General features: G+C 41.0%; 5 protein-coding genes and 1 pseudogene. 3 read left to right on the top strand and 3 right to left on the bottom strand.

Features of this window, described 5'->3' with window-relative positions; genetic code table 11:
- Positions 1-62: 62 nt before the first annotated feature.
- Positions 63-2,966 (bottom strand): right-handed parallel beta-helix repeat-containing protein, encoded by a 2,904-nt coding sequence (locus BV11031_RS11455; RefSeq protein ID WP_052331650.1) that lies wholly within the window; start codon positions 2,964-2,966, stop codon positions 63-65.
- The gene (locus tag BV11031_RS22945) at positions 2,967-3,575 is read right to left on the bottom strand and encodes a hypothetical protein (RefSeq protein ID WP_041952589.1); all 609 of its coding nucleotides are present in this window, start codon (positions 3,573-3,575) and stop codon (positions 2,967-2,969) included.
- A gap of 777 nt (positions 3,576-4,352) precedes the next feature.
- Here BV11031_RS22945 and BV11031_RS11450 point away from each other — a divergent pair.
- From BV11031_RS11450 to BV11031_RS23370, 3 genes and pseudogenes are all read left to right on the top strand, one after another.
- A complete protein-coding gene (locus tag BV11031_RS11450; protein ID WP_010330470.1) occupies positions 4,353-5,177 on the top strand; it encodes a MerR family transcriptional regulator in 825 nt (274 codons plus the stop codon).
- A 231-nt stretch (positions 5,178-5,408) separates the two neighbouring features.
- Entirely contained in the window at positions 5,409-11,363 is a 5,955-nt protein-coding gene (locus BV11031_RS11445) for a pectinesterase family protein (RefSeq protein ID WP_129550764.1), read from the top strand.
- Between the two features lie 257 nt (positions 11,364-11,620).
- A pseudogene (locus tag BV11031_RS23370) lies at positions 11,621-11,758 on the top strand (histidine phosphatase family protein); the annotation flags it as partial.
- 37 nt (positions 11,759-11,795) lie between these two features.
- Here BV11031_RS23370 and metE read toward each other — a convergent pair.
- Positions 11,796-14,084, bottom strand: a complete 2,289-nt coding sequence (metE, locus tag BV11031_RS11435; protein WP_010330473.1) for a 5-methyltetrahydropteroyltriglutamate--homocysteine S-methyltransferase — start codon at positions 14,082-14,084, stop codon at positions 11,796-11,798.
- Positions 14,085-14,171 lie beyond the last annotated feature (87 nt).

Below are 14,171 nucleotides of genomic sequence, written 5' to 3'. Positions count from 1 at the left end.
TCATTTAGGTTTTCTTCATCAAGAGTGTTCTGCTTAACGGAGAAAGCACCATCCTTTTTGAATTATTTTACTGTAACTATGCCTGTTGCTCTAAATTTTTGCCCTGTTGTTAATGTTCCGGTAACTGTCACCCTCTGCTCTCCTTTTTCCAGAGTGCTTAACAGCTGCTGTCGTGGAAATACGATTTTGTATGCAGCTATACCATCATTGTTAAAGTCAACGACAGGATCTTTCTTTTGATGTTCAGCTGGAACGACTTTTCCATTTAAAAGAAGGCTGGCAAAGTCGATATTCTCTAAAACAGTTTCGTCAGCAAATACCAGATAAGATGTTAAAACTGCCTTGCTGTTTTTATTTTCGTTGAGTTTTAATGTAGCCGGGCGCACCGCCAGCTCAGCTGTTATAGTTGGGAGATATTGCAGGAAATCCCCCCAGATTATATTTGATTCTAAGCCTTCTACATCTTCATCACGTTCATACGGAAGTTCTGGATCTAAACTTACAAAGTTCTCATCTGTAATGACATCTGAAGATGCGTTCACAGATTCCTTGCCATTAAAGAAGTAGTTATCGTCTGATAGAGCGTCCTTAGGATAGGTATCAGTAGCATTAACTCCACTGTGGTAGGAAACAACGCCACTTAACTTAAAGTCTTCTTCAATTCCAGAGTACGTAGAAAAGTCAATGTTTTTTCCATTGTTGTATGAGATGATGCCCTCTGTGATTATTCCTGGATTACTATTGCCGGTGAAACCAGTTGCCCCGTTATTAAATGCTATACTGTTTCGAATAATATGTGGGACATGGACACCTTCGCCACCTAGCTTAAATCCATTCTTATCGCCATCACCAACCGTACCATCTGTTAATGTGCCGTTATCATAAGCAATACTATCCTCAATGGTAACGGCCCCGATCGCTCCGCTTCCAACTTTAGTGTAAAGATCCCAGCCATCATCTATGTTATGGTGCGAGATGCAGCCACGGAAAATGTTTCCTTCTCCAGATGTCAGCTTAGCTGCAAATCCATCTGCGTTATTGTGGGCAGGGTCTGCATTATCAAAGGATTCACTGTTTAAAATAAGGTTGTTAGACGGCCATTCTTCACGGGGAGCATCACCGTCTGTTCTACTAATTTGCAAACCAGTGTCACCATTTTCATAGAATCTGCTGTTTTCTACAATATTGTGGTGTCCGCCAACCACAAAACCTTTTGTGTTAGCTGCAGATCGTGCAACATCAATTCCTTTTACATGCCAGTAGTTACCACTTAATATGACACCTTCTGAGCGTTTATCAAAGTCGATAACAGGACGTGCGCCGTTAGCAGCGACAAGATACTTTCTCGAGCTTTCTGTACCATCGTTATATTTAGAAATTTCCAGTTTAGAATCTCTTACATAATTACCGTCAGCAACGATAATTCGTTGTCCAGGTTGCACGTATTCAATGGCAGTATCTAGGTCAAGTGGATTTGCTAATGCGCCATCTCCAGTCCTTGTGCCATCAGGAGAGACATGGATATCTTCACCATCTCTAAAAGTTTTCATCGATACGGTAAAGTTCTTCACTATCTTATCGTAAGAAGTTAAATATTGGGTGTCGCCTGGCAAGAATGTCACACGAAAGTTTGTGTCAGCATTTTCTTTAAGTGTAGCAGGCACCTTGACAATTTCCCCTTCGGTTATATTTAAATTGCCAGCAATTACTTCCTGGCCAGCTTTAACTGTTAGGACTCCGTCAACATTTGATTTCAATAGTAAATCATATTTCGCTTCAGAAGTTTTGTCGCGGGATACAATGCTGAAGTTTGGCTCAACAGGTTCAGCAGGTTCAGCAGGAGGATATACCCTTGGTGCATCAGTAGCAGATGCTGTTATATCCAAGTCGATATGATGAACTTCAATATCTGCTAACCTTGCAGTATAGAAACCTACGTAAATCTTGCCATCCTGGACATCTAAAATCTCTGGTTCAAAGAAAACCGCTTCATCCCCATTATTTAATTGTCCAGTATAACCACTGTTTGTTTTCGAGAGCGTTAAACGATAGTCTTCAGCAGGATGAGTGTTATCAATTGATGGTCGCTCAGCTTTAAGCATCGTTTTTTGAATCCCTTGACTCCCAGTTCCATCTGAAGATTCTACCCCGGTTCGGATAAACAGTTGTGTACCATTCATTTCTTTTGTGCCACCGCTAAATCCTCCGATAGCAGCAATATTGGAAGCAAATACACCACTGTTTCCATTTTCACCAATCGCATCACGGGCCATAATACCAAAAGATTCTTGACCATCATGGGAAACTTTTGCATATTCGTTCACTTTGATATCAGCAGAAAGTGTAAAGTTATCTTTCTTAGCATCAATTTCGGTGTAATAGAAGGTAATCCCATCATGATCACCAGTAATTTTGCCGGCACTTGTCCCCTCTGCAACGACTCGAATGCCTCCGTTATCAAGATATTCAATATAGTTTGTATCATCACCCGTAGAATGGCCGAATCGGATTTCGTTCCAAACTATTTCTGCTTCTTCCCGTACAGTTACATCAAACGAAGTGCCGTCGATTGAGCTGTCAGTTGGGTTTACACCAATTGTATAGACACCTGCGATTGAATGATTGAAATTACTTGTATCAAGTTCATAAGCATCTGAGTTTAGGACTTCCTGGTCTCCGTTGTCATATATTTTAGATACTTCCAGACCATCTGCATTAAACGCATCCCCAACGGTATATGTTGTTCGAGGATATCCAGTAACACGTGTCTTGGCAACGGGAGGCTCTGAATGGTCTCCATTAACAGCAGTAGCTTCTAATCCTTCCAGCCTAAGCTCTTTGTCCCCCAGATACTCAGTTTTTATATCATCCTTGTTTGCTTGAAGTTCATCAGTAACTACATCAGAGACATCAATTGTGGTGTTTGAAAATGTAATTTGACCATTACGAGCTACAAACAATCCCACTCAGATATCCCCCGAAAAGGCATCCTCAAGTTTGAATGTCTCACGTTCCCCATTGGAGGTAACAACGAATGTATCTCCTGATTTTCTGATAGATAAGTTATAAGATTCTCCAGTCGCGGGACTTACGCTATTTGGAAAAACGTCTAACTTGGTAAGCCCGCCTTTACTGTAATACCCTCGAAGATCCCCATCAAGGGCCCCCACAGCAATGTAATTGTGACGGTTTTTCCCATCTTTATCTTCACCTGTTTGATCAAGTATCATCAGACCGAAACCACGCTGTTTGTCAGGACTATAGGAGTCGGCTGACACTGTTGTTGTGATTTCAAAGTTATCTGAGGCATTAAGTTCTAAAGACTGAAAGGATATACCAATTTCATTGCTTGCAATTTTTCCGCCCTCAGCAAGGATTGTAAGGGATCCGTCCCCATTATCAGTAGGTGCCGTGTTTTTGCCGTCACTTGTGTTAGAGCCAAAAGCTTCAAAGCTCCATCCATCTCCAAGTGGATTGTTGAAAGTTTGTGCGAACACTGTCAGATTCATATTAGAAAATAACATTAAAAAGATAGCAATCATTGCTATGTTTTTGACAAAGCGCGGTTGTTTCATTTAGTAACGCCTCCTTATATAATTTTAGATAAGTTTTAGACAAAGTAAGTTCGGTCAAACACCTCCAGATAAATTAAATTGCCAGGCATGTTTTTTGGATAAGTTTGCTGCGATTGAAGTAGAATGGAGTTAAATAGTGGATATAAAAAGTGGTTTGTGTTAACAACGTTGTAATTTTAAAATACCCACGTTTGAAAGCGCTGTCAATAATGAACTGAATATTAGGTGTAATCAACTTACTTTGAAACCTTTATAGTAAGGGAGTTGCAAAAGAAAATTCCCGAAATCCGCTGTCAGGCACCGACAGAGATGGTAAGATCGTCCTGGCCATTAAAAGTCATGAGAAGAGGAAGCGCTCTTCAGTCCACGTTGAGAGCTGTCTCTCTTTAGAAACATGTGACTTACATATGCTTAAATATCGCTCCGTTTTCACAGATAAAGTTCTACTCCCGGGTAAATGGAGACTCGACCTCAAAAGACTTTGACCACCTCCCGAGAGTTCAAACATAATCTAAATCCGAGAAAGATCAAGTTGAACCTGAAGGAGAAGGTCAAGATTCAAGAGTACGCAGAAAAACTAAGAAACTATCCAAAGAGCACGAAGCAAGCAATTTGTTTGAAGACGAGAACATCAAGTAATCAAGAAAATACTTGCTAGCAGGTTTACTAAAGATTCCTTAGTGTGGAGCAACAGTGGTATCGAATCGTACAGAAAACACACTAAAAGATGGAAATAGATGTGAAGAAGTATACACTAAACTTTGAGGAGAGGTTGTTATGAAATACAAGATTAGTGAGGTAGCGGCTTTACTTAACTTTTCCACTAACACAATCCGAAGATACGAAAAAATGGGCTATATTACTTCGAAACGATCTGAAACTAGTAACTACCGATATTATCATGAAGAAGATATTATCATGTTAATGAACCTAAAGTTATTGCGGAAGTATGATTTTACACTTCCTGAAATAGACGAGATGAAGAGCAGTGAATTGCCAGGGTTAATAACTGCATTTGAGAGGAAAATAGAGGATTTTGACAATAAGATTAGCTATTTAAAAAATTTAAGACATAGATTAAAAGATGATTTGGTTCTAATGAAAAAGGCGAATGGCTTAAACCATTGCTATATCAGAGATTGCGTTGATTTGTCATATGTACTTTATCAAAGTGGGGATAAGATTTTAAAAGAACCTAATAGACTAGTAACTGTACAAAAATTTTTGAATGTATCACCTGAGGTACAAAGGATTTACTTAATACGAAAGGAAGACGTTGAAAGAGACCATATCATTTTAAATGCAGGTTGGGCCATAAAGAGCGTCCATTTAGAAAAATATCAGATAGCACATAATGAATATACGGAAAAATATGATAAACGCAAATCTCTGCTCACTATGGCCAAGCTACCGTTAACTATTGACGAGGCCAGTAAGTCTAATAGTTTAAAGAAATTTTTACTTAATGAACCTTTTCAATATATGGAGGATCACAATTTACAGGTGACTGGTGATATTATTGGGATTGTAGTTGCCAATGTGTTGGAAGAGAATCAAGAGATACAGTATATTTTACTAGGTATTCCTATAACAAAAATGTAAGCGCTTTATTGACTTTGACATTGTGTCAACCTTCATAATACTTATGCAGACCTAGGAAAAGATGAAAGAGGAGGTGACACACTATTCGATTATTAAGGGATGTCCGATCTAGTTGAATAATGGCTGTTAGATAAAAATGCGAAAGCGGACGAATCCATTTAATCTCCTAATATGTCTTTGAGGGATCATGAATTTAAAGAACTATCACCAATTATTGAGAGGGGTGTAATAATGCAAAGCAAGTCTAGAAAAGCTTTTAGGAAAGCCCTTGTATTTACAACGCTTTTCACCTTAGCCTTAAACAGTATTGGTGGTTTAGCATTAGCCAGTGACACATCTAACAGCAGAAAAATTGATGTATGGGATTTTGGGGGAATCCAAACGCCGGGGGAATTATACAACAACAATATCACACCCGATATTCTTGACAAGAAAACCACCATTAAATCTGGTACATTTGAAACCACTTCTTATGGTGATTTAACCGTAGCTAATCCAGTTACAAGTGACAGGTCTTATTATGATAAAGCTGATGGCACGACTGTCGGTGATAACTCCTCTGGTAGCTGGGAAAATCAAGAGCACAGTTATGAGGATGGATATCAATCAAACGGCGTTTATTACGCAAATGGTACGGGAGGTACAGAGAGAAGGTTTTTGACTCTGGAGCATGTTGTTGCAGGAGATAAAATTACGGTATATGGTGGCACAAGCAATGGAGATGAAACCATCCACTTCGTTCACGCAGCGGTAAGTATAGACGGTTCAAAAGTAACCGTAACACCGGATACTTCGGAAGTTCAGGATAGTGCTGCTGATTTTACTAGAACAGCACAAAAAGTTGAGTTTATAGCACAGTATTCAGGCTCCTATCAAATTTATGTTTCAGCGACTTCAGGAGGAAAGCCTTGGTTCCATCGAGTAGTTAGAACTCCTGGAGTTAAGGTAAGTGGCGCTGTGAATGTAAATGGCAGTGATATTTCTACAGATTATGCACTTACGTTTACGAATCAGGCAACAGGTGATACAACTACAGTGAATATGAATGCAGACAATACCTTTGATGCAGTTTTAGCAACTGGTTATGAGTATATTGCCACTTTAAAGGGTGTTCCGGAATACAGATTTACTGATGAAACCAAGGTAGTTAGCACGTCAACGTCTGATATTGCAATGGGGAAAACGATTAGCTTAGATGTTGTGGCTAACCAGCTTGTCACAGTAAGAGGGGATATTATGGGCTTTGACAGCAGTTATGATGTAAGTAAATTACAAATCAAGTTTCATCCTGAAGAGGGTAGCCTTGCTTCACCAGTTACAGCCACAGTTAATACACAGGACATGACATTTACAGCTGATGTTCAGGATGGACTGCTGTATACAGCCATTATTTCTGGTGTCAATGATTATGAAGTTGTTGATGGTGGTCGAATAAATGTAAGCGCTGACACTATTCAGGATATTACAGTTGATAAAAAACCAGTATATACGGCAACAGGTACATTCCAGGGATTATCATCAACAGCTCAAATTTCAAGTATGACATTTACTAATGTTAATGATGGATACGTGTATTCCGGGACCGTTTCGAACGGAGGATATACGGTTAGTCTCAGAGAAGGAGTGTACAGCGTTACAGCGACTAGTTCTGAGAATGATAGCACAAGCACTCACGTCGTTATTAGTGGACAGGATACGACAAAGGATATTCTGTTTGTTAACCATTCGGAGCCAGAGCCCCTTTCATGGGTTGCTGACTTATATGTTGGTGATAGCTCAAAGGAACATAACTATCATACAGTGAAGGAAGCTCTTGCTGTAGCGGCCAGAATGAACCCGAGCAATGAAGAGCAGCGAATCACCATTCATATTGCGCCGGGGGTATACAGGGAGCAGCTTGTAATACAAACTCCATACATTTCCCTTGTGAATTCCAATCCAAACCCAACCAGTGATCCAAATACGCAAGTGAAAATTACGTGGTATTACGGTATTGGATATAAATATTACAGCATCGGGGATGACGGCTTCTATGATGAAGAGAGGGCATTTGATCAGTATTCCAAAAATACCGCCAGTAAATGGGGAGGTACTGTGTATGTCACCAGTGCTGCAGAAAACTTCAAAGCTCAAAACATCATATTTGAAAATTCCTTTAACAAATATGTGACAGATGAGGAATTAGCAGATGGTGTGGAGTTGGCCAATGTAGCTGGAAGCTCTATAAATGTAGAAAGAAATTCTTTTACTGATGTTACGTCAAAAGCAGCTACAGAAAGAGCGGCAGCAATGATCATGGAGGGAGACCGTGCAGAATTTTTGAACTGTCGTTTTCTTGGAAGTCAGGATACCCTTTATACAGGTACGAATCGCAGTTATTTTAAGAACTCTTTTATAGAAGGCAACACAGATTATATATTTGGTGATGGGAACGTAGTATTTGATAATGTTACATTGAATTTTGCTGGTTACAGTGAGCAGGCTGTTGGCGGTTATATAACAGCAGCGAAAGATACAGCTTCCTATGGGTACCTGTTTAGGAACAGTACAATTACGGCAGACAGTGAAAAGCTGTTTTCACCTGGTTATTTTGGAAGACCATGGGGAGCAGGGGCAAAAGTAACCTTCCTAAATACTAAGCTTCAGACAAGCGATATCATGAATCCAAGCGGTTGGCATGAGATGTCTGGCAATCAACCTGAAAATGCAAATTATGCAGAATACAACACAACTTATAATGGTAAAGCTGTCGATACATCGCAAAGAAGAGTACCCGTTTTGACAAAAAAACAAGCAGACGCTATAAATGTTGAGAATTACCTCGGAGGGTGGAAACCATCTTACTATTCAGCTGACAGTGATGCTGCTCCGACATTTAAGATTAATCCTTTCTTTACAACAGACGATGATATTAATATGCCTTACACCGGAAACACGATTAGCTTAGGTTATGAGTTTAAGGATCCAAATGATAATCAAAACGACAGTTCGTTAATCCAGTGGTATAAGGTAAGTCCTGATGGAACGGAAACGTTAATCCATGCAACAACAGCGTATATCTCAAAAAATTATAAGATAACTAGTGCCGATGAAGGTTATTATATTAAGGCTGTTGTTACACCGGAAACCGTTAATGGTTTAAAGAGCACTCCGATGTCTGTTCAGCTTGACAATTTGGTTAAGGCTGGCTCATCCGGTGGCGGAGATAATGAAATTCCGGATGGAGAGCGTGTAAATATTTATTTAGCAGGTGATTCAACGGTTAAGACTTATGGCTCATCATCAGGCTCAGGTGGCTGGGGAGAATATTTACAGAGCTTTTTTAATGACGATAAAGTGAATATTGTGAACTATGCGAACGGAGGTAGAAGCTCGAGAAGCTTTATCAATGAGGGAAGTCTTGATAAAATTGCTTCGACTATTGCAGCTGGTGACTACTTGCTGATTCAGTTTGGACATAATGATTCATCAAATCAAACTGGATATCTTTTAGATAGATTTGTCTCTATGGGAGAATCGGATGAACATGGTATTTACCCTTCTGTTCCGGGTATGAAGGAAGCAACGCCGGAGAGCCTTTCAAAATATGGGCCAGAGTATTTTCCATATACAAGCGGTACCTTCAAGTGGTATTTGCAGCAATATATTGATGTAGCAAGAAATTCAGGTGCCACACCTATTTTAGTAACTCCGGTTTCAAGACAATATTTTAACTCCGATGGAACGATTAGGCCTCATCATGATGCAACGGATACTACAACAGGAACAATAACAACGTCCAATAATGCTTATGTAAAAGCCGTTGAGCAGTTGGGTGAAGAGCAGGGTGTTGAGGTCATTAATATGTTTGATTTGACAAAGGAATCCTTTGAAAAGGCATATAAAAATGATCCTGCAGCCAATAATGGAGTCTCTCCTGTAGCTAGGGCTATCATGAATCCTGCCGATTCAACTCACAATAATAAAATTGGAGGATTTTATAACAGTGGTTTACTAACCAAGGGAATACAGGACCTTGGATATAACATCTCCAGCTACGTGATTCCACCTGTAAGAGTAGGCGCTGTAGACGGTAAGGGGAGTGTACTATTTGAAGTTAATTCACGCAGCGAAGTAAGTGTTTTTACTCGTGATGAAAACGGCGTTTATACAAAAGAGTTAGATAACTATTGGACGAATGAAACACAAGCTTTAATTAACAGTCTATCTGCTGTACCGGAGCAACCTATCATAACTTCAATCGTACAACCAGAAGATATAGCTGTAACTCAAGGAAATGCAGCTGAACTTCCACAAACTGTAAAAGTGGTATACAGTGATGGAACTCAAAAGGATGTGGATGTGACCTGGGATACGGTTGACACTACAAAGGTTGGAACAGTGAAAGTTCACGGAACCGTAGACGGTTTTGCTCCGGGAGTTATCATAAAGGTGACAATAACAGCAAAAACGACTGATCCTACTTCAACCATTTGGATTGTTGGCGATTCAACCGTAAGTGCCTTCTCAGACAACTACTATTATCCAAGATATGGTTGGGGGACTCATATCGAAAATTATTTGGGTGGCTCATTCACTATACAAAATCTTGCATTGTCAGGAAGAAGTTCAAAAAGCTATATCGCTGATCCTGAGTATCAAACGTTACTAAACGGTATGAAGAGCGGAGATTACTTATTAATAGGTTTTGGGCATAACGATGAGAAGCATGAAGTTGACAGATATACAAATCCCAATGGAACCTATTCGGATCAGGGATCCTTTGCGAACTCTTTGTATGAGAATTATATTAAGCAGGCTCAAGCGGCAGGAACTCAAGTCATCTTGACTACCCCAATTGTAAGAAGAACATCAACTGGTGAGTGGAGTAATTCGAATCTTCATATTACAGCCAGTTCTGGAGAATTTGAAGGTGGAGATTATGCACAAGCCATCCGAAATTTAGGCGTTGATTTAGAAATTCCAGTAGTAGATATGACAACATTAACGAAAAATGTATATGATCAATTAGGTCCGGATGAAACGTTGTATCTACATTCATGGACATCGTCGAAATCGGAAAGTGTAGATAATACCCACACTAATATATGGGGTGCAGCCTATCATGCACACCTTATCACCAAGACGATTAAGGCATTAGGCATTAGTGGGCTAGCTGAGCATGTAATTGATACACAAGCACCAACGAAAGCAGATATACTCGTTTCTAATCCAAATTACGAGGAACCATCTTATACAGGTGAATTGCCGCAAAGTGAGTTATGGGCTGACTATGGAATTTGGAAAGGTACGGTTTTTGGTAATGTTGGTGGTAGTCCAAATACGGAAAATCAAACCTTAGAAACCGATGATGGTGGAAATATGCACATCGCTGTTAGGAATAATAAGGGGAAAATTGCTAGTAACGTGGATGGGCTTGCGATGTATTACTATAAGGTTCCTGCAAACAGTACATTTAAGCTGACTGCAAAAGCTAAGATTAATCGTTTTGAATACAACGATCAAGTATCCTTTGGTTTGATGGCCAGAGACGAAATGTACATTGATTCGAATATGACGACAGCTCTGGGTGATTATGTTGCAGCAGCACCTTTGAAACTGACAAAAGCAGCAGACGGAAGGTATTGGAATTCCTTTGCAAGGAAGAGTGGAGTGCTTACTCAAGGTGGAACGGCTGAGAGCCCAATATCCCCAGGAGATACGGTTAACCTTCGGATTGAGAGCAATTCAGATGGCTATGCTGCTATGTTTGGGACTGAAGCTACGATTACAGGAGGTTTTGATTTTAAATTAACAAGTATTGATTCCGATTACGTTTATGTAGGAATGTTTGTAGCGAGAAATGCTGACATTACCTTCAGTGACATCAAACTAATCGTTGATGGTGTTGAGGTGATTAAAGAAGATACAACAACTCTATGGAACAAAGGAAAGTTAAAAACCTCGAATGTAACAGATACAGGCCTCACTTTGACCTGGAGTGGGGCTAGTGACAAGGTTAGCGGTTATAAAGTATATCAAGATGAAACTGAACTTGCTACCGTTACAGAAAGCAGTTATAAAGTATCGGGGCTGGCAGCAGGAACAAAGTATACCTTTAAAATAGAAGCAATTGACGCAGTAGGCAATGAATCTACAACAGGGCCATCAAAGTCTGTCAAAACAAAAAAGAAGGAAAAGCGGTAATAGTGAGGAGAGTGGGACTTCGGGTACAACCAGACCTTGTGCAGCCAGTCCAGATACTGACACAACTACAAACAAAAAAGGCGCAAGGGTCTAGCTAACCGATATCAGAACATGCGTTGGACTTAGATGAAACGACGGTGCAACGGCGGTATGAGAGGTTGGGGGTTAGTCACCCCCACCTACTCGGGTGTCAATCTTAATCATCTGAATTGAGTGAATAAATATGGTAAGGGTTTGCCTATAACCTGTTACGGTGAAAACGCCTTAATGACATTTGGAATTCTGCTTACATACATGATACATCATTGAGCCTTGTGGAATGTGATGAAAATGGAACAGCCAAAATAGTAGTAGAAGGAGACGGGAAGCATCGGAAACCGATTTCCGCTTTCTAATAGAAAAAACCATCTGCCAAAGACAGATGGTGTCGTTTTATACAAGCTGTGTCTGCTGAGCTCTTGCCTGTTTTGCGGCTTCGACCATGTTTTTCAATGCTGCAACCGTTTCTTCCTGCTGTCTTGTTTTCAAACCGCAGTCTGGATTGACCCAGAAGCGGTCAGTCGGGCAGACGGCAAGCGCATCAACGATAATGTTGTACATTTCTTCAGTTGACGGCACACGGGGGCTGTGAATGTCATAAACACCTAGGCCTAAGCCCTTCAGATACGGATGCTCTCTTAAGTAATCTAAAAATCCTCCGTGGCTTCTGCTGTGTTCGATTGTAATCACATCAGCATCAAGATCATTGATCGTATCGACGATGTCTTCGAAGTTGCTGTAGCACATATGCGTATGGATTTGCGTCTCGTTTTTGACGGATGAAGTGGTTAATCTGAATGCTTCCGCCGCCCAAGTCAAATACTCATCCCAATCTTCGGTTTTTAATGGCAGGCCTTCGCGCAACGCCGGTTCATCCACTTGAATAATTTGAATGCCTGCGTCTTCAAGCGCTTTTACTTCTTTGCGAAGGGCGAGCCCGATTTGGAAGGCGATTTCTTTTCTCGAAATATCGTTTCGAGGGAAAGACCAGTTTAAGATTGTAACAGGACCGGTCAGCATTCCTTTCACATGCTTGGATGTCAGGGACTGTGCATATACTGTGTCTTTTACTGTCATCGGTTCAATAAATTCAACATCTCCGTAAATGACTGGCGGACGGACACAGCGTGAGCCGTATGATTGAACCCAAGCGTATTTTGTGAAGGCGAACCCGGCCAGCTTTTCACCGAAGTATTCGACCATGTCTGTCCGTTCAAATTCACCATGAGCAAGGACATCAAGTTCCAATTCTTCCTGAATATCAATCCATCGTTTTGTTTCTTCATTGATAAAGTTTTGATACTGTTCATCAGACCACTCATTTTTCCGCCACTTTTGGCGCGCGCTCCGCACTTCAGCGGACTGTGGGAAGCTTCCGATTGTAGTCGTCGGCAAAAGCGGAAGGCCAAGAGATTCATTTTGCACGGCTAAACGTTCTTCAAACGGAATTGGGCGCTTAAAGTCTTTATCGGTTAGTTGCTCAAGCTCTTTCTTTTGTTCAGAATGTGCGCCTGTTGCAAACTGTTTGAGCGCCTGGATATCAGTTTTCGCCTGCTGAATCTGTTCGCTGATCGCCGCTTTTCCTGATACCAAGCCTTCTTTCAAAGCTGTCAGCTCGGCTAGCTTTTCTTTTGCATAGGATAAGCCGTTCAGCAGATCCTTCTCCAGATGCTCATCAGGGTGCTTCGCTACCGGAACGTGCAGCAGGCTGCTGGAAGGCTGAATCCACAGTTCATCAACCTTTGCAGTGCTCAGAATATCAAGAACGGCATCAAGGCGTTCCTCGAGATCCGCTTTCCAAATGTTGCGTCCGTCGATAACGCCGGCTGCCAGCACCTTGTCTGCTGGAAACCCGTGTGTTTTCAGCTGTTCCAGGTTTCTGCCTTTATCGTGAACGAAATCAAGGCCAATTCCTTGTACCGGGTAAGAGATCAGCTCTTCATAGGCATCAACAGAATCAAAATACGTCTGCAAAAGCACATTCAAGGAGGAAAGCTCACCTGTGATGCTTTCAAATAATTCTTTTGCGCCGCTGACATCCTCGCTAGAGGCGGTGACGAGCGCCGGCTCATCGATTTGAACCCATTTTACGCCTTCTTCTTCAAGCTCTTTCAAAAGCTGTACATATAACGGGACTAGGCGTTTTTGGATCGCTTTTGCTTCAGACGGTTCATATCCCTTAGCAAGCGTAACGAACGTATAAGGGCCGACAATCACAGGTTTGGTCTCCACACCGTATTCCTGTTTGATCCGGCGATAGTCTTCAAGCTGTTTGTTTCTTGTCAGGCGGAATTCGATGCTCTCGTCATATTCCGGAACGATGTAATGGTAATTTGTATTAAACCATTTTGTCATTTCACTGGATACAGCGTCTTTTATTCCGCGGGCGATCGCAAAGTATGTATCGGCAGCGTCAGTCAAATGTCTGAATCGTTTCGGAATCCAGTTGAAGCTGACGGCTGTGTCGAGTACATGGTCATACTGTGTGAAATCAGAAACAGGCACAACATCAATCTGCTGGTCAATTTGTGTTTTAACTGCGGATAAAAAAAGGTCGTCGATTTGTTTTAAAAATGTATCTTTATCCGTGCTGCCTTTCCAATACGCTTCAAGTGCTTTTTTCCATTCTCTGTTCAGTCCGATTCTCGGAAATCCTAAATTCGATGTTTTGATGGTTGTCATTGTTTCTCCTCCTTTTTATGTAAAACACTCTCGTTAACCCGCGGATACAGGCTGCTAAGAGGTTTTTTCACGACTAAAAAGCCTCTT

The sequence above is a fragment of the Bacillus vallismortis genome (assembly GCF_004116955.1).
Lineage (GTDB): Bacteria > Bacillota > Bacilli > Bacillales > Bacillaceae > Bacillus > Bacillus vallismortis.
Note: the sequence above shows the minus strand (reverse complement) of the source record. Positions and strands in the feature narration are given on the sequence as shown.